Below are 25,542 nucleotides of genomic sequence, written 5' to 3'. Positions count from 1 at the left end.
CCCCATACCAATCGGGCATTTGTGCGGCCCCTGACCGACCGCCGGAGTTGCAAGCCTTGTCGCCGATCCTCGTTTCCCGCCGTTCCGAAGTCGAGCCATTCCATGCCATGGACGTGCTGGCGCGTGCCAATGCGTTGCGCGCGGCCGGGCGAAGCGTCGTGTCGCTCGCGGTCGGCCAGCCTTCCGACCCCGCGCCGCGGATCGTTCGCGAGGCCGCTGCCCGGGCGCTTGCGGATGGTGCGCTCGGCTATACGGACGCGCTCGGACGGGCGGAATTGCGGCAGGCCATTTGCGGACACTACCGCGATCATTATGGGCTCGACGTGCCGGCGGATCGCGTGGTGGTGACGACCGGGTCCTCGGCCGGATTCAACCTCGCCTTCCTTGCGATGTTCGATCCGGGCGACAAGGTGGCGATCACCGTTCCGGGCTATCCGGCCTATCGTAACATCATGAAGGCGCTCGGGATCGACGTCGTCGAAATCGACCTCGAAGGCGCCGCCTGGCTGACGGCCGAAGCACTGGAGCGGGTTCATCGCGAGGAAGGGCTCAAGGGCCTGCTCTTCGCCAGCCCCGCGAACCCGACCGGCGCGGTGATCCCGGTCGACGAACTCAAGGCGCTCGTCGAAGCCGCCAAGCAAATGGGCATCCGCACCATTTCGGACGAGATCTACCACCGGCTCTGCTACACGGCCGACGACGTCACCGCGCTCGCCTTCGACGACGACGTAACCGTCATCAACTCGTTCTCCAAATATTACTGCATGACCGGCTGGCGGATCGGCTGGATGATCGCGCCGCAGCGGCTCGTACGCGCCATCGAGCGCATTCAGCAGAGCCTCTACATCTCGGCGCCGGACCTCTCGCAGATCGCAGCCGCACGAGCTTTCGATGCGACGAGCGAGCTGGAAGCCGTGCGTGAGCGCTATCTCGCCAACCGCGCCATGCTCGCCGACGCGCTGCCGAAACTCGGCTTCGCCTTCGCTGCGCCGATGGATGGCGCTTTCTACGCCTATTGCGACATGACGCGGCATTCCAATGACAGCATGGCGTTTGCGGCGAAGATGCTGGACGAGGCGGGCGTCGCCGCAACTCCGGGGCGCGATTTCGATCCGTTCGAAGGCAACCGCTACATGCGGTTCTCCTATGCCGGCAGCAATGACGACATCGGCGAGGCGATCCGCCGCCTGACGGGCTGGCTCGGATAAGAAAAAAGCCGGCGAGATCGCCGGCTTTTTGATACGGTCCTAGAAGAACCCTTTTCGCTGCCACCAGCCTTGCCGGCGCGGCTTGTCTTCGGTCGTCTCCGCCTCGCTCTGAGGCGTCAGCGACTGGACGACGGGAGCAACCGGCGCGGCTGGCTTGACCGGCTCGGCTGCCGCCACCGGCTCGGCGACTTCGGCTGCGATTTCGGCCGTGGCGACGTCTTGGTCGACAGCGACTGCCTCAACGACCTTCTTGCGGCGCGGCGCGCGCTTCTTCGGCGCGGGCTTCTCGTCGGCGTCGAGCGCGGCGGCTGCCGTTTCGGTCGCGGCCGTTTCGGAAACGGGCTCTTCCGTCGCGGCCTTGGCGCGGCTCTTGCGCGGGGCGCGGGCCTTTTTCGGCTTCGGTGCTTCTTCCGCCGCTTCCGTTTCCTCCGGAACGACCGCGTCGGCAACAGGCTCGGCGGCTTCGACTGCCGTCATCGCCTCGCTGTCGACATCGTCCGACGCATCGGCTTCGCCTGCCTCGGCCGGCGTCGCATCGGCGGCGACCTCACCGTCCTCGCGGCGATTGCGGCGTCCGCCGCGCTTGCCGCGACGGCGTTTCTTGCGGTTCGCCTCGCTGTCGTCGTCCTGCGCAGGGTCGCCGGCTGCTGCCGTCGCGTCTGCGGCCTCTTCGTCCCCGAGGTCGGCTGCTGCCGCTTCGACATGGCCTGCTTCGCCGTTCGTCTCGCGGTCGCGTCCGCGCCGGCGCCGGCGGCGACGCTTCTTGCGGTCGCGGTTGCCGTCTTCGTCCGACGTGGAATGTGCGGTTTCGCGTGCTGCCGCGGGCTGCGGCTTGGCTGCAATCTCGCCGTCCTCGATTTCGTCGTCCTCGTCGGCAAGGGCAGCGGCTGCTGCGGCTGCCGCTTCGTCCTTGGCCGCTTCCGCCTCGTCGTCCACCGTTGGTGCGGCGGCCGGCAGGGTCGGGGCCTTGTAGCCTTCGGGGCGCTCGATCTGGGCGCCGCGTGCGATGACATAATGCTGCGAGCCGACTTCCTCGTCCGCCTCGATCGTGATCGTCAGGTCGAAGCGGCGTTCGAGATCGGCGAGCGTGGCGCGCTTGTGGTTGAGCACGTAGAGCGCGGTCGAGGCCGGCGTGCGAACCGTGATGTGGCAGCGCGAATCCTTGAGGAGATATTCCTCGATCGCGCGGACGACGAGAAGCGCGACCGACGATTCGGAGCGGACATGGCCGGTGCCGCCGCAATGCGGGCAGGGCTGCATGGTGGAATCGAGCACCGAGGCGCGGATGCGCTGGCGCGACATTTCCAGAAGGCCGAAATGCGAGATGCGGCCGACCTGGATGCGCGCGCGGTCGTTCTTGAGGCAATCCTTGAGCCTCTTCTCGACGGCCCGGTTGTTCCGGTTCTCTTCCATGTCGATGAAGTCGATGACGATCAGGCCGGCAAGATCGCGCAGGCGCAGTTGCCGCGCGACTTCCTCGGCCGCTTCCAGGTTTGTCTGGAGCGCGGTGTCCTCGATGGAGTGCTCACGGGTCGAACGGCCCGAATTGACGTCGATTGCGACGAGCGCCTCGGTCTGGTTGATGATGACATAGCCGCCCGACTTCAGCGTCACCTGCGGCTGGACCATCTTGTCGAGCTGCGCCTCGATGCCGTTGCGCGCGAAGATCGGCACGGAATCGCGGTAAGGCTGGACCATCTTGGCATGGCTTGGCATCAGCATGCGCATGAAGTCCTTGGCCTCGCGGTAGCCTTCCTCGCCCGCGACCATGATCTGGTCGATGTCCTTGTTGTAGAGGTCGCGGATCGAGCGCTTGATCAGCGAGCCTTCTTCGTAGACGAGGGCGGGGGCGGTCGACTGGAGCGTCAGGCCGCGCACGTTTTCCCACATGCGCATCAGATATTCGTAGTCGCGCTTGATCTCGGCCTTGGTACGGCTTTCGCCCGCGGTGCGCAGGATGACGCCCATGCCGTCCGGCACGTTCAGATCCTCGACGACGGACTTCAGCCGCTTGCGGTCGGCCGCGTTGGTGATCTTGCGGGAAATGCCGCCGCCACGCGCGGTGTTCGGCATCAGCACCGAATAGCGGCCGGCGAGCGACAGGTAGGTCGTCAGCGCGGCACCCTTGTTGCCGCGCTCTTCCTTGACGACCTGGACGAGCAGGATCTGCCGGCGCTTGATGACTTCCTGGATCTTGTAGTGCTTGCGGACGGGACGGCGGCGCGCTGCCGCTTCCTCGATCGCGTCTTCGGCGCCGACCGATTCGATCTGTTCGTCATCGCCATTGCCGTCGTCGCCATGGCGGGTCGGGCGGTGATCGTCCTCATCGCTTTCCGCGGCGGGCGCATCTTCCGAGACCACATCGGCAGCGACGCTTTCGGCCATCGCGTGGCCGGCCTCGTCTTCGCCGGCCGCCTCGTCCTGCGCGGCGGCGTCCTCGTCGCCGTCCTGCGCCTCGCCGGAGGTCTTCTGGCCGGCGCGGTCGCGGCTCTTGCCCGAACGGCGACGGCGGCGATTGCGGCCGTTGCCATCCTCGTCTTCGTCGTCCTCATCCGAGTGCGCGGCGGCTTCGGCTTCGGCGCGCAAAAGCGCCTGCCGGTCGGCAACCGGGATCTGGTAATAGTCGGGGTGGATTTCGGAGAAGGCGAGGAAGCCGTGGCGATTGCCGCCATATTCGACGAACGCCGCCTGAAGCGAAGGCTCGACGCGCGTTACGCGCGCCAGATAGATATTGCCTTTGAGTTGCTTCTTGTCCTGGGATTCGAAATCGAACTCTTCAATGCGGTTGCCGCGAACGACGACGACCCGCGTCTCCTCCTGGTGGGAGGCATCGATAAGCATTTTGTTGGGCATGTTGCAAAGTCTCCCCGGCACGCACCGCCCGGGGGGAGGTCGTGTTAGCGCCGCGCCGCGGAGGCGGGAATGGCATGCCGGATAAAAGGGGGAGCCGGGGCCGCTGGCGCGACACGAGAGGCTGGCCGCCCGCTGCCGTTAAGGCGCGGTCAAATGCGGTCGAGAGCCTGATTGTGTCGGAAGCCATGCTACAGCCTGCGGATCCTTTCTGAACCAAGGCCCGGCGGTCGCCGGACCAGCTGCGATTTGCTCGGGTAACGAGCCGGCACGGGATCATCCCAGCCGTTTTCCAAACGGCACGGGGTTGAGCCGACATGCCGAAGAATTCTGTTCGGACAGATGCACCGCATCAGGAGAGGAAGGAATAAATCCACCGCTTGCGCGTCTGCGCAACCTTCTGCGGACATCGCAAATGTCCTGCCATGCTTTTATGATTTGACGGCTTCCAAGGCAACCCTGATTTCCGAAACTTATTTCCGCCCACGCTAATGCAGTTCGGGCGGCGGGAAAAAGGATTGGTTAACCACGTCGGGCTACCACTCAAGGCACCCCTGTCGCCAAGCGACCGCGTCGAAGCAGGACGGGCGAGATGATGCCGCAAGAGCGCTCCAGAGCCGAAACACACCCAACCGGCAGCCTTTTGCTGGCGGTCGCGACCGCCTTCCTCCTGATGCTCTCGACTCTGCACGCGCAGGCCGCCGATCCGCTTCGCGTCGAGGGGCTGCGCGTCGTCGGCGACGCATCCCGGGCGCGCATCGTCATCGACGTCTCGGCAAGCCCGGACATGCGCTGGTTCCTGGTACGCGCGCCGCATCGGCTGGTGCTCGAATTCGCCGACGTCGAATACCGGTATGAAGACGAGCCGGTGAAACCGCGCGGCCTGGTGAGCGACATCGCCTTCGGGCCCGCCGGCGATGGCAGGTCACGGCTCGTTCTCACAGGCGAGGGGGCCTTCGTCGTCGAGAATGTCGAGATCATGAAGAACGAGGACGCGGCCGGGCATCGGGTCGTCATCGATCTCGTCGCGGGTTCGGATCGCCAGTTCGAGGCGGCGCTGGCAGAGCAGATTGCCACGACTGCGGGCACGGAAGGTGCCGGACTACCAGTGGAACGGCGCTTCACGGTGGTCGTCGACCCGGGACATGGCGGTGCGGACAGCGGCGCCAAGGGCGTCAGCGGCATTTATGAGAAGACGATCACGCTCGCCTTCGGGCTGGAACTGAAAAAAGCGCTGGAGGATACCGGCCGCTACGAGGTTCATCTGACGCGTGACCGCGACCGGTTCCTGCGGCTCGACGAGCGCGTGAAGATCGCGCGCCGGCACGAGGCGGACCTTTTCATCTCCATCCATGCCGATGCGATCCGTCATCGCGACGTGCGCGGGGCGACCGTCTACACGGTGTCCGATTCGCCCTCCGATGCTGAATCGGCTGCCAAGGCCGTGCGCGAAAACCTCGCCGACCAGATCGCCGGCTATGCCGCCCAGGATGCGGGCGACGAGGTGTCGGACATTCTGGCCGACCTCGTCCGCCGCGAGACGGACGGATTTTCGCTTCGCTTCGCAAAGGCGCTCGTCGGACAGTTGTCGGATGAGATCGGCATGATCAAGAACCCGCATCGCTTCGCGGGCTTCCAGGTCCTCAAGGCGCCGGACGTGCCGTCGGTTCTGGTGGAGCTCGGCTATCTTTCGAATGCGCGCGACGAGGAGCAGTTGCGCGACGTCGAATGGCGGGCACAGGCGTCGGCCGGCATCGTCGCGGCGATCGGCCTGTTCGCCGACGCCAAGCTCGGTGCCGCCGAGTGAGCACTCGCGCGATCGTGGCTTGACGGCAACAGGCGGTCAATTAATCCTCCAAAGCAACGAGCACTTGCAAAGCGCCGCAATTTGCCCACAAGCGCACGACAGGTACGATGCGATGCGAAGCGGCCGACGACGGGCAGGCACCGATCCTGCTGCGCCGCCTCTTCGAACGACAGACTGGAGCGGGCATGATTCGTCTCATCGGGTATTTCTTCGGCATCGGTGTGATGCTTGCGCTGGTGGTTGCCGCCGGCGTGGCGTTCTACATCGGCACGATCTCCAAGGATCTGCCGGATTACGAAGTGCTGGCGCGCTACGAGCCGCCCGTGACAACCCGCGTCCATGCGTCCGACGGCGCGCTGATGGCCGAATTCGCCCGCGAGCGCCGGCTCTACCTCCCGGTCCAGGCCATTCCCGACCGCGTGAAGGCTGCGTTTCTGTCGGCTGAAGACAAGAACTTCTACCAGCACCCCGGCATCGATATTCTGAGCCTGTTCCGCGCCGTGGCGACGAATGTTCAGAACATCGGCTCGGGCAGGCGTCCGGTCGGTGCGTCGACGATCACGCAGCAGGTCGCCAAGAACTTCCTGCTCGATTCGAGCCAGACCTATGATCGCAAGATCCGCGAAATGATCCTGTCGTTCCGGATCGAGCAGGCCTATTCCAAGGATCGCATCCTCGAACTCTATCTCAACGAGATTTTCTTCGGGCTGGGCTCTTACGGCATCGCCGGGGCGGCGCTGACCTATTTCGACAAGTCCGTCAACGAACTGACGATCTCGGAAATGGCCTATCTGGCAGCATTGCCCCGCGGCCCGACCAACTACCATCCCTATCGCCACACCGAGCGCGCGATCGAGCGCCGCAACTGGGTCATCGACCAGATGGTGGCGAACGGCTTCGTCGAGGCGGAAGAGGCTGCGCAGGCCAAGGCGGAGCCGCTTGGCGTCAGCCCGCGCCGCGGCGGCACCTATATGGAGGCCGGCGAGTACTTCACGGAAGAAGTGCGGCGCGAGATGATCGCTCGCTACGGCGAGAACGCTCTCTACGAGGGCGGGCTGTCGGTTCGCACGACGCTCGACCCGGAGATGCAGTTGCAGGCGCGCGAGGCGTTGCAGAACGGCATGATCCGCTACGACACCCTGCGCGGTTTCCGCGGCCCGATCGCCGAAGTCGAACTCGGCGACGACTGGGGTGTGGCGGTCAGCGAAGTCTCGGGCCTTGCGGACGTTCCCGAATGGCGTCCGGCGGTGGTTCTCGAGGCGGCCGACGGTTCCGTCTCGGTCGGGCTTCAGCCGCGCCGCCAGGCCTCGGGCGAACTCGTCGAGGATCGCGAGACGGCGACGCTCGCCGTCGCGGACATGGAATGGGCTCTGCGCCACACGGTCGATGGACAGCGCGTGCGCGCGTCGTCGATCGGCGAAGTCCTTCAGCCCGGCGACGTCGTCTATGTCGAGGAGAAGGCCGACGGCGGCTATCTTCTGCGCCAGGTTCCCGAGGTTTCGGGCGGCATGGTCGCGATGGACCCCCATACCGGTCGCGTGCTGGCTATGGTCGGCGGCTTCTCCTATGCGCAGTCCGAATTCAACCGCGCGACGCAGGCCATGCGCCAGCCCGGCTCGTCCTTCAAGCCGATCCTCTACGCGGCGGCCCTCGACAATGGCTACACGCCCGCATCCGTCGTCGACGATGCGCCGATCACGATCCGCGTCGGCAACGACGTCTGGGAGCCGAAGAACTATGGCGGCGACTTCGCCGGACCGTCGACGCTTCGCATGGGCATCGAGCGTTCGCGCAACCTGATGACCGTTCGCCTTGCCAACGACATGGGCATGGACATCGTCGCCGAATATGCCGAGCGCTTCGGGGTCTACGACAAGATGCTGCCGGTGCTGGCCATGTCGCTCGGGTCGGGTGAGACGACGGTCATGCGCATGGTTTCGGCCTATGCGGTGATGGCCAATGGCGGTCGATACATCCAGCCTTCGCTGGTGGACCGCATCCAGGACCGCTACGGCAAGACCGTCTTCAAGCACGACCAGCGCGTCTGCCATGGCTGCAATGCGGCTTCGTGGGAAGAGCAGGCCGAGCCGGAACTGATCGACGAGCGCGACCAGGTTCTCGATCCGATGACCGCCTACCAGATCACCTCGATGATGGAAGGCGTCGTCCAGCGCGGAACGGCCACCACGCTCGCCGAACTCGGCCATCCGATCGCCGGCAAGACGGGAACGACTAATGATTCGCGCGATGCCTGGTTCGTCGGGTACACGCCGGACCTCGTCGTCGGCCTCTATGTCGGCTACGACCAGCCGCGCACGCTGGGCAACGGCGCGACCGGCGGCGGACTTGCCGCTCCGATCTACAAGGAGTTCATGGCCGAGGTCCTGAAGGACAAGACGCCGGTGGCATTCCGCGTGCCCGAAGGCATGCAGCAGATCGCGATCAACCGCCAGACCGGCATGCGTGCCAATCAGGGTGAGGGCGGCGTCATCATGGAAGCCTTCAAGCCCGGCACCGGTCCCGCCGACAGCTATTGGGTCATCGGCATGGACGGCGCGACCGCCGAGCGTGCGCGCGAAATCTCGCCGCAGGCCAGCGAGGCACTGATTTCCGGATCGGGCGGCGGTCTCTACTGACGACCTTCGAAGAGTCTGCACGCCGCCTTTACAGGGCGGCGGGCCGTCCCTATGGTCCGCGCCGATTTCCAACCCACACGTGAATGAAAGGCGAGCCACCATGCGCGCCGAGACCGAAAATCTCATCGACGAAATCAAGCAGGGCATAACCCTGCTGAGGAGGCATCTTTGACTGGGATCAGGCCGTAAAGCGACTTGATTACCTGAACAACCGTGCCGAAGACCCCGACCTGTGGAACGATCCGCAGGAGGCGCAGAAGATGATGCGCGAGCGCCAGACGCTCGAGGACGCCATCACCGCGATCAAAGGCTTGACGCAGTCGCTCGACGACAATATCGGGCTGATCGAGCTCGGCGAGGAAGAGGGCGACCAGGCCATCATCCAGGACGCCGAAGCCGCGATCCGCTCGATGCGCGGCGAGGTGGCCGCGCGCCAGGTCGACACGCTCCTGTCGGGCGAAGCGGACGGCAACGACACCTATCTCGAAGTGCATTCGGGCGCCGGCGGCACCGAGAGCCAGGACTGGGCGTCGATGCTCCTGCGCATGTACACGCGCTGGGCCGAGCGTCGTGGCATGAAGGTCGAGGTGCTGGAGCTTCACAATGGCGAAGAAGCGGGCATCAAGTCCGCGACGATCCTGATCAAGGGCGAAAAGGCCTATGGCTGGATGAAGACCGAATCGGGCGTGCACCGTCTCGTGCGCATCTCGCCCTATGATTCCAACGCGCGCCGGCACACGTCCTTCGCCAGCGTCTGGGTCTATCCGGTTATCGACGATTCGATCGAAATCGACGTTTCGGAATCGGATGTGCGCATCGACACCTATCGCGCATCGGGCGCGGGCGGCCAGCACGTCAACACGACGGATTCGGCCGTGCGCATTACCCATATCGCGACCGGCATCGTCGTCGCGTGCCAGCAGGAGCGTTCGCAGCACAAGAACCGCGCCAAGGCATGGGACATGCTGCGCGCGCGTCTCTACGAAGCGGAACTGAAGAAGCGCGAGGAGGCGGCCAACGCCACCGAGGCCTCGAAGACGGAGATCGGCTGGGGCCACCAGATCCGCTCCTACGTCCTGCAGCCCTACCAGCTCGTGAAGGACCTGCGGACCGGCGTCGAAAGCACCTCACCGCAGGACGTGCTCGACGGCGACCTCGACGACTTCATGGAGGCGGCGCTTTCGCACAAGATCGAAGGATCGGCAGGCGAAGCGATCGCCGACATCGACTGAGTAGCGAAGGCCGGGAAATTCCCGGCCTTTTTCGTATCAAAGCAGGTCGGCGATTTCGTTGCCGGCCTTGAGGAAGCGCAGCGGGTCGGTCGCCTTGCCGTGGCGGCGGATTTCGTAGTGAAGGTGCGGGCCGGTCGAGCGGCCGGTGCTGCCAACGGCGCCGATGGCATCGCCCGTGGCAAGCCTTTCGCCGACCTTGACGTCGATACGGCTCAGATGCGCGTAGCGCGTCGACCAGCCATTGCCGTGATCGATCTCGATCAGCCGGCCATAGCCGCCGGCCCAGCCGGCACGAATGACCTTGCCGGCGCCGGTCGACTGGACCGGCGTGCCGGACTTGGCACGGAAATCGATGCCGGCGTGCATGGCCGGACGGCGCAGGAACGGATCGCGGCGCACGCCGAAAGAACTCGACACCGCTTGTCCGGGCGCCGGATTGAAAATCGGGTAGTCGCGCGCCGACGCTTTCAGCGTTTCGAGCTGACCGAGCGCCTCTTCCAATCCGCGCACGCGCTCCTCGAAAAGTGCATCCTCGTCGACGGCGACCAGCGGTCCGCCGATGTCCTTGTCGTCGGCGCCGAAATCGGCATCGACCGGCAGGCCGGCCTGAACGAGCGCCTCGCGGATCGTGTCCGCGGTCTCGAAGGTTTCGGAGGTCAGCGTCTCGATGCTTCTGAGCTGTTCGGTCTCGATGGCGGCGAGCGAGGCGCCGAGGGAATCGAAGAGGTCCGCCTTTTCCTTGCCGCCGTCTTCCTCGACGACGATCGGCGCGATCGAGGGGGCGGCCTGTTCCGGCTCGTCGGAGGACGACCAGAAAGCGTTGCCGAGTTTTTCGGGCGCCTCGGCGCTGCCCGGCTCGCCGGTCAGTTTCGCGAAGATGGATGCCGTCTTGCCGGGTGTCAGGGTTGCCCGCAGAACGGGACGCGCCTGCGGGACCGGAGCCGTCTCGGGGAGGGCGTCCGCCGAACCCATCGCGCGCTCGATGATCGGGCTGATCTGGCCGTGGCGCTGCGTGATCTGGCTCTGGCGTGCGAGCAGTTCGGCAACCTTGCCCTGAACGAGCTGCTGGTCCAGGAGCTGCCGGCTGGTGATGCGGTCGACCTGCGTGCGCAGGATCGAGATGCGGTCTTCATAGGCCTGCTGCATGCGCGCCTGGCGGGCGGCGGTGGCGCCGACCAGATCGTCGCGCAGTACGAGATAGGATGTCGCCAGGAGATAGCTGATCGCCATGACACCGAGCGTCGAGCCGAGAAGGCCGACGATCCAGGGCCGCACCGTGAAGTGGCGGATGCGGTCGCCGCGCGCGATGATGATGGTGTGCGGCTCGCGGCGATTGCCAGAAGATTTCGGCACTGTCCGGTCTCCAAGACTGCGGGGCTGGATATCGGAGCATTACGCCTCATTAGGGTTAATGGCTGGTTCACGCCCGCCCCGAAACGAAAACGGCCCCGCTGAAGCGGAGCCGGATCGCAGTCGGATCAGTCGAACTGGTCGATCAGAAGATCAGAAGCAGGAGGATGATGATCGGGATCGGGATACCGATCAGCCACAGAAGCAAACCCTTGAACATTGCCGTCTCCATTCGTCGCGAGGTGTTGTGGCGATAATTCAGCAAAGACGAAAATGTTCCTGCGGATCAAAGACCTTTCGTCGCTTCCAGAACCTCCTGCGCATGGCCGGGAACCTTGACCTTGCGCCAGACGCGGGCGATCCGCCCGTCCCGGTCGATCAGAAAGGTCGAACGCTCGACGCCCAAATATTTGCGGCCATACATGCTCTTTTCGGCCCAGACGCCATAGGCTTCGAGGGTCGTCTTGTCTTCGTCGGCCGCCAGAGCGACGGAAAGTTCGTGCTTGGCCTTGAACTTGTCGTGCTTGCGGACACTGTCGGGAGACATTCCGATCAATGTGGCTCCGACCGCATCGAACTCGCTCTTGAGGCGCGTGAAATCGACGGCTTCGGCCGTACAGCCGCTGGTGTCGTCTTTCGGATAAAAGAAGAGGACCACCGGTCTGCCCCTGAGCGCGGACAGCGAAATCGTCGATCCTCCATCGCCGGGCAGAGTGAAATCCGGCGCCATGTCGCCGGTGGCGGGTTCAGACATGATTTGACCTCCATTTTGCGGTTACGGGAGCGGAAAGCGGTGGTTATAGTCTTCGAACTCGATTCGTCCACGACACCGCATTATCGACGGAACGCCGCTTGACCGACCAGCCCGATCGGCCAGAGACGCCTGCGAATGCTCGTGCACTCCTGCGCGGTGCAAAGCCGCGTCGTCGGCCCGGTCGCCGTCGTTCGTTTCCTGCCCGCCTCCTGAGGGGCGCGGCGCTCGGGCTGGGCATTTTTCTTCTCCTCGTCACACTTGTCGCCGGTGCGGTCATGGCCGGTTTCGGCGGCGATAGACTACGCCAGGAAGCCCAGGCGGTGCTGACCGACCTTGCCGGCGGCGATGTCGTCGCGACGATCGGTTCGGTGCGGTTGCGGATCGACGCGGACCGGTTCCTGGCGCTGGAGATCGCGGGCGCGGGCCTTTCCGGGGCGGAGACCGGCGACAGTTTCGTCGATGTTGGTCTTTTGCGCTTCGGCATCCGTTTTCTGCCGCTGCTCGAAGGCCGTCTGCAACTCGCCAATGCCAGGCTGAGCGACGCGCGGCTCGTAGCTGACCAGTTGCCCGATCGGGGCGGGCCGGGACCATTGGCGGGATTGCGCAATTCCGATGGGCTTCTCGATCCCGACCTCGTCACGCCTGCAATCTTCGCGGCGATCCATCGCGTCTTCGACCTCGTCGAGAGCAACGCGGCACGCGACCTCAAACTGCGCAACGTCACCATCGTGCTCGACAGTGCAAGGGGCACGTCGGTTCGCATTGCAGACGCGCAACTCGAGCGGACTGCGGAGGGCGCGCTCGAAATGTCGGGGACGGCGGAGATCGCCGACCGCACCATCGTCTTCGAAGGCCGGGCGCTGCGCGACGACGAGCGGACGCGGATCGCCATGCTCGACCTCGACCTCGGCTTCGCGCCGGTTACCGAGGGCACAGACCGGATCGGCCTCGCGCATCGGGTCGGCGGTTTGACGGTCAGCCTGTCCGGCGCGCAGAGCCTTTCGTCGACGGCCGACCGGCTCGACATCGACGCGAGCTTCGACAATGCGGCCATCGATATCGGCCGCGATACCGTGACGATGTCCGGGGCGCTCAAGGCCTATTCCGTTACCGGGGCCGACAAGATCGAGATCGACAGCCTGAGTCTCGTATCGCAGGACACGAACTGGTCCTTCAACGGCGCGGTGGGGCCCAAGCCGCGCGGGGATGGGGAAGCTGCGCGCTATCGGTTCGAGCTCGTCTCCGGTAACGCGCGGCTGGCGATACCCGAAAGCGACGACGAGGCGCAGGTCGAAACGCGTATCGCCGGAACGTTCGACCCCTTGAACCGCGTCCTCGATCTGGACGACATCGACCTGCGCAGCGGAGATGGTCGGGTCGCCGGACGCGCACGGATCGATTTCGTGCCCGGCAAGAGCCCCGGCGTGAAGCTTGCGCTCGACGCGCGCACCGTTGGAGTGGACGCTGCCAAGGCTGTCTGGCCGATTTTCGCCGCGCCGGGCGCGCGGCGCTGGGCTGCGGCCAATGTCGAGGGCGGAACGATCCAGACGGGAACGATCCGGCTCGACACGGAGCCTGGCCAGTTCGGCAACGGCATTCCATTCACCGACGAGGTTTCGGGCACATTCGCGATTTCCGGCGCGTCGGTCAGAGTTGGCGGCGACCTGCCGCGGCTGCAGGACAGTGTCGGAAATTTGCGCTTCCGCGGCGACAGGCTCGATGTGGCCGTGGCATCCACACGCGCGCAGCTTGCCAGCGGCAAATGGGTGGCCGGCAAGGATGCCGCCTTTTCCATGGACATCACGCGCGGCAAGCCGCTGGTCGGAAATCTCGTCGTCGACATCGATGCCGATGCCGACGCGGCGCTGGAATTCGCCTCGCTGAAGCCGATCGATGCCGGCCGGCACCTCGACTTCGCTCCGGCGGATGTTTCCGGTCACGTGGCGGGCCGGGTGCAGGCGCAGTTTCCGCTCAACGAGGATGGACGCGAGATCCCGGTCGGTTTCGACGTCGAGCTCGACATTGCCGACATCGCGCTGGCGCAGCCTTTCCAGGGCCAGACGGTGAGCGAGGCTTATGGCACGGTGCGTGTGCGCCCGAGCCATGCGCAGATCGACGCGGATGCGAAGCTGAACGGCGTTTCGGCGACGATCGCCATGACGGAACCGTTCAACGAGACCGTCGAGCGCTCGCGCAAGGTCGATCTGAAGCTCGACGATGCCGCGCGCGACCAGCTTCTGCCGGCCCTCTCCATGCTGCTGTCAGGCAATGCCGATGTCGGCATCGACCTTTCGAGCGCCGAGCGGCAGTCCGTTACCGCGGATCTTTCCGGTTCGGTGTTGAGCCTGCCGTGGATCGGTTGGTCGAAGGGGGCGGGCATCGCGGCGACGACTGCCTTCCAGATGGAGCGGAACGGCGGCCAGACCTTCCTGCACGGCTTCGGCATCAAGGGCGAAAGCTTCGCTGTGGGCGGGGAGGTGTCGCTCGACGAAGCGGGTCTGACCAAGGCGAGCTTCCCGCAGGTGCGGCTCAATCGCGGCGATGCTTTCAGCGTCGACATCGCCCGGCGCGGACGCGGCTATGGGATCACGGTCAAAGGGGAAACGCTCGATGCGCGCTCGCTGATCAAGGCGTTGCGAGCGACCAGCGAGGCAGCGGGCGGCGGCGGTGGCGACCCGGTGCCGATCCGCCTTGATCTCAATGTGGCCAACGTCACCGGTTTCGGCAACGAGACGCTTCGCGACGTCGTGATCGCCTATGCGGGGACGGGCGCCACCATCGAAAACCTTTCCGCCACCGCGACCACCGGATCGGGCGCCAAGCTGGAGGTCAATCACGGCATCGGGCAAGGCGGGCGCTATCTTCGCGCCGAAACCGGCGATGCCGGTGCGGTGCTGCGCTTTCTCGATCTCTATGGCCGGATGGAAGGTGGGCGGCTCAATGTCGAACTGCGCGGGGCGGAGGGCGGGTCGCTGCTCGGCCGCGTCGGCGCGCGCGATTTCTGGCTGGTGGACGAGCCGCGCCTAGCCTCGCTTGTCTCGACGCCGTCGGACACGCGGGGGCGTTCGCTCAACGATGTCGTGAAAGGCAGGCTCGACGTCCAGCGCGTCTTTTTCGACCGCGCCTTTTCGGGCATCAGCCAGGGCAAGGGATATCTGGCGCTGGAGAACGGCGTGATCCGGGGACCGGATATCGGCTCGACCTTTCAGGGCACCGTCTATGACGGCAGCGGCAACATGTCGATGACGGGCACCTTCATGCCGGCCTATGGGATCAACCGGCTCTTCGCCGAAATCCCGCTGATCGGGCAGATTCTCGGCAATGGCCGCGACCGCGGGCTGATCGGCATCACCTTCAAGCTGGCCGGGCCGACCGACGCGCCGCAGTTGCAGATCAATCCGCTATCCGCGATCGCGCCGGGTATTTTCCGCTCGGTGTTCGAGTTCTCCGAATAGGGCGATCAGACCGGCCGGACGAGGATGTGCTTCTTCTTGCCGAGCGAGAGCTTGATGATGCCGTCCGCCGTCACGTCGCCGGGCCCGATCACCTGACGGTCATCGCTGACGGGCGCGTCGTTGATGCGCATCGCGCCGCCCTGGACGTGGCGCCGAGCCTCGCCGTTGGAGGCGGCAAGGCCGGCCTTGACGAAGAGTTGGAGGACACCGATGCCGTCTCCGAGTTCGGCGGTCGGCAGCTCGATCGTCGGCAGGCTTTCGGCGAGCGCGCCTTCTTCAAACGTCTTGCGCGCGGTTTCGGCGGCGGCTTCCGCCGCTTCGCGACCGTGCAGCATGGCTGTGATCTCGGTCGCAAGCACCTTCTTGGCGTCGTTGATCTCGGACCCGCCAAGCGCGCCCAGCCGCGCGATTTCGTCCATCGGCAGCGTCGTGTAGAGCTTCAGGAAACGCTCGACATCGGCATCCTCGGTATTGCGCCAGTACTGCCAGAAATCATAGGCCGACAGCATGTCTGGGTTGAGCCAGATCGCGCCGTTCAACGACTTGCCCATCTTGGCGCCGGACGAGGTGGTCAAGAGCGGCGTCGTCAGCGCGTAGAGCTGCGGCGTGCCCATGCGGTGGCCCAGATCGATGCCGTTGACGATGTTGCCCCACTGGTCCGACCCGCCGATCTGCAGCCGGCAGCCATAGCGCTTGTTCAATTCGACGAAGTCGTAGGCCTGCAGCACCATGTAGTTGAACTCGAGGAAGGACAGCGACTGCTGCCGGTCGAGCCGCAGCTTCACGCTGTCGAAGGAGAGCATGCGGTTGACGGAGAAATGCGCGCCGACATCGCGCAGGAATTCGAGATAGTTGAGCTTGCGCAGCCAGTCGCCATTGTCCGCCATGATGGCGTCTTTCGGGCCGTCGCCGAAGGTCAGGTATTTCGAGAAGACGCGCTTGATCGATGCGCTGTTCTCGGCGATCGTCTCCAGAGTCATCAGCTTGCGGGCTTCATCCTTGAAGGACGGGTCGCCGACCATGCCGGTTCCGCCGCCCATCAGGGTGATCGGGCGGTGGCCGGTCTTCTGCAGCCAGTAGAGCATCATGATCTGGATCAGGCCGCCGGCGTGGAGGCTCGGTGCGGTCGGATCGAAGCCGATATACGCCGTCACGGTTTCCTTGGCGAACAGGTCGTCGAGGCCGGTTTCATCCGAGACCTGGTGGATGAAGCCGCGCTCGGACAAGGTGCGCAGGAAATCGGACTTGAAGGCGGACATGGTCTTTTCTTTCTCGTTGCAACGAAACGGCCGGTCGCCAATGGCAATCGGACCCGCGCCGCTTTAGCATTTTGCAACGCGGAATCACAAGAATGGACGCCGACATGACTGCAATGCGCGCGCTCGGGCTGATGAGCGGCACGTCGATGGACGGAATCGATCTTGCGGTCGTCACGACCGGCGGCGAAAGCACGGTGACGCGCGGGCCATCCATGTTCGTTGCCTATGATGCCGCGTTTCGACGGCGGATCGAAGCGGCGCTGGACGTCGCGAAGGAAATTTCCAGTCGCGCGGAGCGGCCCGGCGATCTTGCCGCACTCGAGCGCGAATTGACGCTTCGCCATGCGCGCGCAGTTTCGGCTTTCGTCGATGCACACGGCGCGGTCGACCTGATCGGCTTTCACGGCCAGACCTTGCTCCACCGCCCCGAACGAGCGCTGACGGTGCAGATCGGCGATGGCGCGCTACTGGCGCGCGAGACGAATACGCCGGTCGTGTTCGACATGCGCGCGGCCGACATGGTCGCGGGCGGGCAGGGTGCTCCGCTCGTGCCGGCCTATCATGCGGCTCTCGGAGCCGAACTTCCGACGGTCGACCTACCCGTCTGCTTCGTCAATATCGGCGGCATTTCAAATATCACCTTTGTCGCCGCAGACGGCCCGCCGGTCGCCTTCGACAGCGGGCCGGGCAATGCGCTGATCGATCAGTGGGTGTCGCGAGAAGGTGGTGTCCCATTTGACCAGAACGGCATGATCGCCAGCGAGGGCGGCGTGGTGACGGGCGTCGTGGAGCGCTACCTCGACAATCCGTTCTTCGCGCGCTCGGGACCGAAATCGCTCGATCGCAACGACTTCACGCTGGAACTTGCCGCAGGACTCGAGCTTGCCGACGGCGCGCGAACGCTGGCAGCCGTGTCGGCCGAGGCCATCTTGAAAGCCGCCGAGCACATGCCGGCGGCGCCGAAAAGCTGGATCGTCTGCGGCGGCGGGCGCAAGAACCCGCATATCGTAGCCGACCTCAGCAAAGGCGCGGAGGTGCAAGACGCCAAAGTTCTGCTCGCCGAGGATGTCGGCCTCGACGGTGATGCAATGGAAGCGGAAGCCTGGGCCTATCTCGCGGTGCGTTCCATGCGCGGCCTGCCTTTGACATGGCCTACGACGACCGGCTGCCGCGCGCCGGTGACGGGCGGAGTGATCGCGCGGCCGGGTTGAAGCCTCAGGCTTTGGCCATGACCTGTTTCGGCGCTGCCTTCTTGGCGGCCGGTTTGGCAGCCGCCTGCGCCGGTTTGGCTGCTGCTTCCGGTTTGGCGGCGGCAGTCATGTCGTCGACGGCCGCCTCGGGTGCATTCTTCTTGATCGATTCGACGGCCTTGACGGCCGACGCTTTCGATTTGTAGCCCTCCGAAGAGAACATCACCTCGCCATTGCCGGCGCGAAAGCGAAAACGCGTTTCGCCCTTCTTGTCCTTGTAGATCTCGAACTTGTGCATGGCGATCCCCTCGACTGCCTGACGACAACCGAAAGCTGCCATGAGTCCATGCAGGAGTCGAGGGTCATTGACGTTGCGTCAGGTCAGCGGAGGCGTTTCGGTTTGGGGTCGGCCAATTCGCCGGCAAGGCGGCGGTCCAGATAGTCCGAACATTCCTCGATCAGCGTCTCTCCGTGGCTGGCGAAGAAGTGGTTCGCGCCGGGCAGGGTCTTCTGCGTGATCGTGATGCCCTTTTGGGTGTGCAACTTGTCCACCAGCGTCTGCACGTCCTTTGGCGGGGCAACGCGGTCGGCATCGCCATGGATGATGAGGCCAGAGGAGGGGCAGGGCGCTAGGAAGGAGAAATCGTAGATGTTGGGCTGCGGCGCGATCGAGATGAAGCCCTCGATCTCCGGCCGGCGCATCAGGAGCTGCATGCCGATCCAGGCGCCGAAGGAATAGCCGGCGACCCAGCAGCTCTTGGAATCGGGATGCAGCGACTGCACCCAGTCCAGCGCCGCGGCGGCATCGGACAGTTCGCCCGCACCATGGTCGAATTCGCCCTGGCTGCGGCCGATGCTGCGAAAATTGAAGCGCAGGACGGTGAAATCGCGCTTCTGGAACATGTAGAAGAGGTCGTACACGATCTTGTTGTTCATCGTGCCGCCGAACTGCGGATGGGGATGCAGGACGATCGCGATGGGCGCGTTCTTTTCCTTGGAAGGCTGATAACGACCTTCAAGGCGTCCGGCCGGACCGGCGAAGATGACCTCGGGCATGGGATACTCCAGTTGAACCGCCGGCGATGCCACTGGACCCGATGTCAGGCCGTTTGGACTTGACGCGGGGCGGGCGTCTCCATAGAAACTAGTTTAGAACAATTCAAAAGTGGCGGGCTTCGCCGCTTTTCGCAAAGCGGGTAGATAGGACGGCTCGCCTTGCGAATTCAAGGAAATAACGCCGTTCGCCGCCAAGGCTTCGAATTGGATTTGACACCGCCGCAATGACCGGACGCCGCTTCTATCTGGACTGGAATGCCAGCGCGCCGCTTCTGCCCGAAGCGCGGGCGGCGATGGTCGCCGCACTGGACCTGACAGCCAATCCGTCGTCCGTCCATGCCGAGGGCCGGCAGGGCAAGCGGCTGGTGGAAGAGGCAAGGCGCGACGTCGCCGCGTTGTGCAACGCGAAGCCGGACCACGTCGTTTTCACGTCAGGCGCGAGCGAGGCCGTGGCGCTGGCGCTGACGCCCGACTGGCGGATGGGCCGCTCGCCGCTCACCTATTCGAAGCTCTACACGGCGATGACCGACCACTCGATCGTCGTCGGCGGCGGTCGCTTTGCCAAGGACAACGTCGTGGAATTGCCGGTGGACGGCGACGGCGTGCTCGATCTCGATGCGCTGAAGAAAGCGCTGGAGGCACATGACCGCTCGGAAGGCCTGCCGCTCGTCGCGGTGCATCTGGCCAATAACGAGACGGGCGTGATCCAGCCAGCAGCGGAAATTGCGGAGATCGTCCACGAAGCTGGCGGCGTGCTCGTGCTCGACGCGGTGCAGGCCGGCGGACGTGTTTCCCTCGATATCGCAGCGCTTTGCGCCGACTTCCTGATCCTAGCTGCGCACAAGATCGGTGGGCCGAAGGGCGCAGGCGCGCTGGTTGGCAACAGCGATGTGCTGATGCCGACTGCGATCGCTACCGGCGGCGGGCAGGAGCGCGGGCATCGCGCCGGGACGGAGAATTATGCGGCGCTCGCCGGTTTCGGCGCCGCCGCGCGCCACGCACTTGCCGCGCTTGCCGAGGAGGATGTGCTGCGCGAAAAGCGCGGCCGCATAGAAGACATGATCCGCGCACGCGTACCCGAGGCGGTTATTTTCGGCGAGAAGGCGGAACGCCTGCCCAATACGGTTTTCTTCGGCATTCCGGGCGTGAAGGCCGAAACCGCGCAGATAGCCTTCGATCTTGCCGGTATCGCCGTGTCGTCGGGTTCGGCATGCTCGTCGGGCAAGGTCGGCGCCAGCCGCGTGCTCAAGGCCATGGGCCTTGGCGAGGATGTCAGCGGCATTCGCGTCTCGATCGGACATTCGACGGGCGACGACGAGATTGCCGCTTTCGCAGAAGCACTCGATCGGTTTATGAGCCGCAGGCAAGCGGCCGCCTGACGGCCACGGAATCTAGAGGATATCGGCGCGCCGCAGGGGTGCATTTGCCGGCAATCCTCCCTATGTAACGCGCATCCTGACGGCGTTTGCTGCGGATGCGAAATCGACAACTGCCGGGCCTTGACCCCGGCCTGGATGGAGAGCGCTCATGCCTGCTGTGCAGGAGACCATCGACCAGGTCCGCAAGATCGACGTGGACCAGTATAAATACGGCTTTGAGTCCGACATCGAGATGGACATCGCCCCCAAGGGGTTGAGCGAAGAAACCATCCGCATGATCTCGGCCAAGAAGGACGAGCCTCAGTGGATGCTCGACTGGCGCCTCAACGCCTATCGCCGCTGGCTCACCATGGAAGAGCCGACCTGGGCCCGCGTCGACTATCCGAAGATCGACTTCCAGGACATTCATTATTACGCCGCGCCGAAGAACCAGACCGGGCCGAAATCGCTCGACGAGGTCGATCCCGAACTCCTGCGCGTCTATGAGAAGCTCGGTATCCCGCTGCGCGAGCAGGAAATCCTTGCCGGCGTCCAGAAGGACGAGGGCGAGGAGGACGATGCGGCCAACGACAACGTCTACAAGTCGGGCCGGGTCGCGGTCGACGCCGTTTTCGATTCCATCTCGGTCGTCACGACCTTCAAGAAGGAACTGGCCGCTGCCGGTGTGATCTTCTGCTCGATTTCCGAGGCGGTGCGCGAGCACCCGGAACTCGTGCAAAAATATCTCGGCTCCGTGGTCCCGACGACGGACAATTTCTACGCGACGCTCAACGCCGCCGTCTTCACCGACGGTTCGTTCGTCTACGTGCCGAAGGGCGTTCGCTGCCCGATGGAACTGTCGACCTATTTCCGCATCAACGAGAAGAACACCGGCCAGTTCGAGCGTACGCTGATCATCTGCGAGGAGGGCGCTTACGTTTCCTATCTCGAAGGCTGCACGGCGCCGCAGCGCGACGAGAACCAGCTTCACGCGGCCGTGGTCGAACTGATCGCGCTCGATGATGCCGAGATCAAGTATTCGACGGTCCAGAACTGGTATCCGGGCGACAAGGACGGCAAGGGCGGCATCTACAATTTCGTCACCAAGCGCGGCGACTGCCGCGGCGACCGCTCCAAGATTTCGTGGACGCAGGTCGAGACCGGCTCGGCGATCACCTGGAAATATCCGTCCTGCATCCTGCGCGGTGACGACAGCCGCGGTGAGTTCTATTCGATCGCCGTCTCGAACGGCTATCAGCAGATCGACTCGGGCACGAAGATGATCCATCTCGGCAAGAACACGTCGAGCCGCATCATCTCGAAGGGCATCTCGGCCGGGCACTCTAACAACACCTATCGCGGCCAGGTCTCGGCGCATCGCAAGGCGACCAACGCGCGCAACTTCACGCAGTGCGACTCGCTCCTGATCGGCAATGACTGCGGCGCGCACACCGTGCCTTACATCGAGGCGAAGAACGCGACCGCCCAGTTCGAGCACGAGGCGACGACGTCGAAGATCTCCGAAGACCAGCTCTTCTACGTCATGCAGCGCGGCATTCCCGAAGAGGAAGCCATTGCGCTCATCGTCAACGGCTTCGTCAAGGACGTGATCCAGGAACTGCCGATGGAATTCGCGGTCGAAGCGCAGAAGCTCATCGGTATCTCTCTCGAAGGCTCGGTCGGCTGACGCCGCCGCCCCCAGACGACATTCAGGAATTCGAACATGCTTGAAATCAAGAACCTTCACGCTCGTATCGCCGAAGACGGCACCGAGATCATCCGCGGCCTGAACCTCACCGTCCAGAAGGGCGAAGTCGCCGCCATCATGGGCCCGAACGGCTCGGGCAAGTCGACGCTCTCCTACATCCTCGCCGGGCGCGAGGACTATGAGGTCACCGAGGGCGACATTCTCTACAATGGCGAATCCATCCTCGAGATGGACCCGGCCGAACGTGCCGCGTCGGGCATCTTCCTCGCCTTCCAGTATCCGATGGAAATCCCGGGTGTCGCGACGATGGAATTTCTCAAGGTGGCGATGAACTCGCAGCGCAAGGCACGCGGCGAGGACGAGCTCAAGATCCCGGAATTCATCAAGCGCGTGAAGGAAAACGCCGGCGGTCTCAACATCGACATGGCGATGCTGAAGCGGCCGCTCAATGTCGGTTTTTCCGGCGGCGAGAAGAAGCGCGCGGAAATCCTGCAGATGAAGCTCCTGGAGCCGAAGCTGTGCGTGCTCGACGAGACGGATTCCGGCCTCGACATCGACGCGCTCAAGATCGTCGCCGACGGCGTCAATTCGCTGCGCTCCCCGGACCGCGCCTTCGTCGTCATCACGCACTACCAGCGCCTGCTCGACTATATCGTGCCGGATTCGGTCCACGTGCTTTCGCGCGGCCAGGTCGTCAAGTCGGGTGACAAGTCGCTCGCGCTCGAACTGGAGCGCGACGGTTATGCCGGCATCATCGGCGAAGCGGCCTGAGCGGGGTGGCTGATATGAACGTTCACGCAGCACCCAAGCTGACGAGCGCCGAGGAGGCCTTGATCGAGGGCTTCGCCGCGCGCCGTCCGTCGCTGACCGGCTCGCCGGAAGTCGCGGCAAAGCGCGACGCGGCCGCCGTTGTCCTCAAGGCCGGTCTGCCGACGCGCCGCGTCGAGGCCTGGCACTACACCGATCTGCGCCGCCTGCTGGCGTCCGTTCCCGCCGATGGCGGCGCGGGCGATGCCGGCGCGATCGCGCCTCTGGTCGATGGTTCTTCGGTCCTGACCGTCATCGGCGGCGACGCCCAGCATCATGCCGGCATCGACGGGGTGCGGATCGAGAAGATCGCCGACCGCCTGATGAGCGGCGCGCTCGCGGGCGATCTTGCGCCGCTGAAGGCGGACGACACCGTCGGCGCGATCAATGCCGCGTTCGTCTCGGACGGCTTCGACCTGACGATCCCCGAGGGCGCCGAGATCGCGGCGCCGATCGAATTGCAGAACGTCCATTCGGGCGGGCAGGTCCATGCGCGCTTCGCTGCACGCATCGGCAAGGGCGCGAAGGCGACGATCGTCGAGCGCCAGACGGGTACGGCCGATGCTCTGGTGAGCTCGGTGACCGACGTCGAGATCGGCGACGATGCCGAGATCAACTGGCTGATCATCCAGGACCAGCCGAAGACTGCTACCCATCTCGGTCAGATCCGCGCGCGGATCGGCGCCAATGCCAAGGTGACGATTTTCCTGATGAACACGGGCGGCAAGCTCGTTCGGCAGGAAGTGCATGTCGTGGCGGCCGGCGAGGGCTCGGATTTCCGCCTGCGCGGCGTCAATCTTCTCGGCGGCGACGTCCATTGCGACGTGACCATGGTGCTCGACCATGCTGCCCCGCATACGACGTCCACGGAGATCATCCGCAACGTCATCACCGACCGGGCACATGGCGTGTTCCAGGGCCAAATCCGGGTTGACCGGCTGGCGCAGAAGACCGACGCAAAGATGGCGTGCAACACGCTGCTCCTGTCGGACGAAGGCGAGTTTTCCACCAAGCCGGAACTCGAGATTTTCGCCGACGACGTCGCCTGCGGCCATGGTGCAACGGTCACCGAGATCGACCATGCGCACCTGTTCTACCTGATGGCGCGCGGCGTCGAGGAGAAGCTGGCGCGCGGGCTGCTCGTCAAGGCGTTCCTGCGCGAGGTCATCGAGGAACTGAACGACGAAGCGATCGTCGACGCGCTGGAAGCGCGGCTCGAGAACTGGTTCGAGAATCACGGGTAAGCCATGAACGCGCCGACAGGAACACTGAAGCCCTACGACGTCGAGGCCATCCGCCGCGACTTCCCGATCCTGTCGCGCGAGGTCTACGGCAAGCCGCTCGTCTATCTCGACAATGGCGCGTCGGCGCAAAAGCCGCAGGCGGTGATGGATCGCATCACCAAGGCCTATTCGTCCGAATACGCCAATGTGCATCGCGGCCTACATTTTCTCTCCAACGCCGCCACCGACGCGTACGAGGCCGCGCGTGAGACCGTGCGCGGGTTTCTCAACGCGTCCAGCATCGACGAGATCGTCTTCACCAAGTCGGCGACCGAGGCGATCAACACGGTCGCGTACGGCTACGGTATGCCGAATATCGGCGAGGGTGACGACATCGTGCTTTCGGTGATGGAGCATCACTCCAACATCGTGCCCTGGCATTTCATCCGTGAGCGGCAGGGTGCGAAGCTCGTCTGGGTGCCGGTCGACGATGAAGGCCAGTTCCACATCGAGGAATTCGAGAAGCGGCTTACCGACCGCACCAAGCTCGTCGCGATCACGCATATGTCGAACGTGCTCGGCACCGTCACCCCGATCAAGGAGATCGTGCGCATCGCCCATGCGCGCGGCATTCCGGTGCTCGTCGACGGCAGCCAGGGCGCGGTGCATACCGTCGTCGACGTCCAGGATCTGGGCTGCGACTGGTACGTCTTCACCGGCCACAAGGTCTACGGTCCGTCGGGCATCGGCATCCTTTATGGCCGCAAGGAAATGCTGGAAAAGATGCGTCCCTTCCAGGGCGGTGGCGAGATGATCGAGGAGGTGACGGAGGAAAACGTCACCTATAACGAGCCGCCGCACCGCTTCGAGGCCGGTACGCCGCCGATCGTGCAGGCGATAGGCCTCGGCGCGGCGCTGGAATATATGCAAGGGGTCGGCCGCGAGGCGATCGCGGCGCACGAGGCGGAGCTTGCGGCTTACGCGCATGAGCGCCTTTCGCGCATCAACTCGATGCGCATCATCGGCAATGCGCCGGGCAAGGGCGCCATCGTCTCCTTCGAGTTGCAAGGCATCCACGCTCATGACGTGTCGATGGTGATCGACCGCGCCGGCGTTGCCGTGCGCGCCGGCACGCATTGCGCCCAGCCGCTCTTGAAGCGGTTCGGCGTGACCTCGACATGTCGTGCCTCATTCGCCATGTATAATACCAGGGCCGAGATCGACACTCTCGCCGAAGCGCTTGAAAAGGCGCGCAGTTTCTTCGGGTGAAGCCATGACCGACGACGTAGCAGCGACTGAAAATGCGAGCGTTTCCGCCATTCCCGCGGACGAAATCGCGCGGCTGACCGACGACATCGTGTCGGCGCTGAAGACGGTCTACGACCCGGAAATCCCGGCCGACATCTACGAACTCGGCCTGATCTACAAGATCGACATCGAGGATGACCGTTCGGTCAAGATCGACATGACACTCACGGCGCCCGGCTGCCCCGTTGCCGGCGAGATGCCCGGTTGGGTGCAAAATGCCGTCAGCACTGTCGAAGGCGTCTCGGACGTCGACGTGAAGATGGTGTTCGATCCGCCGTGGACGCCGGACCGGATGTCGGAAGAGGCGCAGGTGGCCGTCGGCTGGTATTAGCGACGGGTTG

The 25,542-nt window shown here is 64.5% G+C and carries 18 protein-coding genes; 12 read left to right on the top strand and 6 right to left on the bottom strand.

From position 1 onward, the window contains the following. The first annotated feature begins 107 nt into the window (after window positions 1–107). Window positions 108–1,208 carry a pyridoxal phosphate-dependent aminotransferase gene (locus ACT6QU_RS15680; protein WP_444564239.1) on the top strand — a complete coding sequence of 367 codons (1,101 nt, stop codon included), beginning with the start codon at window positions 108–110 and terminating at the stop codon, window positions 1,206–1,208. Window positions 1,209–1,247: 39 nt separating this feature from the next. Here ACT6QU_RS15680 and ACT6QU_RS15675 read toward each other — a convergent pair whose 3' ends face one another. After that, a complete protein-coding gene (locus tag ACT6QU_RS15675; RefSeq protein ID WP_444564194.1) occupies window positions 1,248–4,061 on the bottom strand; it encodes an Rne/Rng family ribonuclease in 2,814 nt (937 codons plus the stop codon). 589 nt (window positions 4,062–4,650) lie between these two features. On the opposite strand from ACT6QU_RS15675, the gene ACT6QU_RS15670 reads away from it, so the two are divergent. The 3 genes from ACT6QU_RS15670 to prfB all read left to right on the top strand — a co-directional run bounded on the left by ACT6QU_RS15670 (window position 4,651) and on the right by prfB (window position 9,733). Beyond that, the gene (locus tag ACT6QU_RS15670) at window positions 4,651–5,865 is read left to right on the top strand and encodes an N-acetylmuramoyl-L-alanine amidase (RefSeq protein WP_444564195.1); all 1,215 of its coding nucleotides are present in this window, start codon (window positions 4,651–4,653) and stop codon (window positions 5,863–5,865) included. Window positions 5,866–6,050: 185 nt separating this feature from the next. Beyond that, the gene (locus ACT6QU_RS15665; RefSeq protein WP_444564196.1) at window positions 6,051–8,501 is read left to right on the top strand and encodes a penicillin-binding protein 1A; all 2,451 of its coding nucleotides are present in this window, start codon (window positions 6,051–6,053) and stop codon (window positions 8,499–8,501) included. A 100-nt stretch (window positions 8,502–8,601) separates the two neighbouring features. Then, window positions 8,602–9,733 (top strand): peptide chain release factor 2 gene (gene prfB / locus ACT6QU_RS15660; protein ID WP_444564197.1). Its coding sequence is split into 2 segments (ribosomal slippage): window positions 8,602–8,667 and window positions 8,669–9,733, totalling 1,131 coding nucleotides; the frame shifts between segments, so codons are not numbered across the junction. Between the two features lie 36 nt (window positions 9,734–9,769). On the opposite strand, the gene ACT6QU_RS15655 is transcribed toward prfB, so the two are convergent. Continuing rightward, window positions 9,770–11,086: a M23 family metallopeptidase gene (locus ACT6QU_RS15655; RefSeq protein WP_444564198.1), complete on the bottom strand. Its 1,317-nt coding sequence runs from the start codon at window positions 11,084–11,086 to the stop codon at window positions 9,770–9,772. Between the two features lie 283 nt (window positions 11,087–11,369). After that, window positions 11,370–11,837 (bottom strand): peroxiredoxin, encoded by a 468-nt coding sequence (locus ACT6QU_RS15650; RefSeq protein WP_444564199.1) that lies wholly within the window; start codon window positions 11,835–11,837, stop codon window positions 11,370–11,372. Between the two features lie 98 nt (window positions 11,838–11,935). On the opposite strand from ACT6QU_RS15650, the gene ACT6QU_RS15645 reads away from it, so the two are divergent. After that, window positions 11,936–15,292: a YhdP family protein gene (locus ACT6QU_RS15645; RefSeq protein WP_444564200.1), complete on the top strand. Its 3,357-nt coding sequence runs from the start codon at window positions 11,936–11,938 to the stop codon at window positions 15,290–15,292. Between the two features lie 5 nt (window positions 15,293–15,297). Here the strand turns inward: ACT6QU_RS15645 and tyrS are convergent, their stop codons facing one another. Next, window positions 15,298–16,551 (bottom strand): tyrosine--tRNA ligase, encoded by a 1,254-nt coding sequence (gene tyrS, locus ACT6QU_RS15640; RefSeq protein WP_444564201.1) that lies wholly within the window; start codon window positions 16,549–16,551, stop codon window positions 15,298–15,300. Between the two features lie 104 nt (window positions 16,552–16,655). On the opposite strand from tyrS, the gene ACT6QU_RS15635 reads away from it, so the two are divergent. Further along, window positions 16,656–17,762, top strand: a complete 1,107-nt coding sequence (locus tag ACT6QU_RS15635) for an anhydro-N-acetylmuramic acid kinase (protein WP_444564202.1) — start codon at window positions 16,656–16,658, stop codon at window positions 17,760–17,762. A gap of 4 nt (window positions 17,763–17,766) precedes the next feature. On the opposite strand, the gene ACT6QU_RS15630 is transcribed toward ACT6QU_RS15635, so the two are convergent. After that, complete coding sequence (locus tag ACT6QU_RS15630) at window positions 17,767–18,039, bottom strand: YegP family protein (protein WP_444564203.1); 273 nt, start codon at window positions 18,037–18,039, stop codon at window positions 17,767–17,769. An 83-nt stretch (window positions 18,040–18,122) separates the two neighbouring features. Continuing rightward, window positions 18,123–18,797 carry an alpha/beta hydrolase gene (locus ACT6QU_RS15625; protein WP_024585389.1) on the bottom strand — a complete coding sequence of 225 codons (675 nt, stop codon included), beginning with the start codon at window positions 18,795–18,797 and terminating at the stop codon, window positions 18,123–18,125. 224 nt (window positions 18,798–19,021) lie between these two features. Here ACT6QU_RS15625 and ACT6QU_RS15620 point away from each other — a divergent pair, with 224 nt between their 5' ends. The 6 genes from ACT6QU_RS15620 to ACT6QU_RS15595 all read left to right on the top strand — a co-directional run bounded on the left by ACT6QU_RS15620 (window position 19,022) and on the right by ACT6QU_RS15595 (window position 25,532). Further along, a complete protein-coding gene (locus tag ACT6QU_RS15620) occupies window positions 19,022–20,176 on the top strand; it encodes a cysteine desulfurase family protein (RefSeq protein WP_444564204.1) in 1,155 nt (384 codons plus the stop codon). Window positions 20,177–20,324: 148 nt separating this feature from the next. Continuing rightward, on the top strand, window positions 20,325–21,842 hold the full coding sequence (gene sufB, locus ACT6QU_RS15615) for a Fe-S cluster assembly protein SufB (RefSeq protein WP_444564205.1): 1,518 nt from the start codon (window positions 20,325–20,327) through the stop codon (window positions 21,840–21,842). Between the two features lie 36 nt (window positions 21,843–21,878). After that, window positions 21,879–22,634, top strand: a complete 756-nt coding sequence (gene sufC / locus ACT6QU_RS15610; RefSeq protein WP_024585392.1) for a Fe-S cluster assembly ATPase SufC — start codon at window positions 21,879–21,881, stop codon at window positions 22,632–22,634. Between the two features lie 14 nt (window positions 22,635–22,648). After that, complete coding sequence (sufD, locus tag ACT6QU_RS15605; RefSeq protein WP_444564206.1) at window positions 22,649–23,914, top strand: Fe-S cluster assembly protein SufD; 1,266 nt, start codon at window positions 22,649–22,651, stop codon at window positions 23,912–23,914. Window positions 23,915–23,917: 3 nt separating this feature from the next. Next, the gene (locus ACT6QU_RS15600; protein ID WP_444564207.1) at window positions 23,918–25,162 is read left to right on the top strand and encodes a cysteine desulfurase; all 1,245 of its coding nucleotides are present in this window, start codon (window positions 23,918–23,920) and stop codon (window positions 25,160–25,162) included. Window positions 25,163–25,166: 4 nt separating this feature from the next. Beyond that, window positions 25,167–25,532, top strand: a complete 366-nt coding sequence (locus ACT6QU_RS15595; RefSeq protein WP_444564208.1) for an SUF system Fe-S cluster assembly protein — start codon at window positions 25,167–25,169, stop codon at window positions 25,530–25,532. Window positions 25,533–25,542: the final 10 nt, after the last annotated feature.

This window comes from Aliihoeflea sp., from assembly GCF_052435475.1.
Lineage (GTDB): Bacteria > Pseudomonadota > Alphaproteobacteria > Rhizobiales > Rhizobiaceae > Aliihoeflea.
The sequence above is the reverse complement of the archived record's forward strand: the minus strand, read 5'-3'. Positions and strand labels throughout refer to the sequence as shown.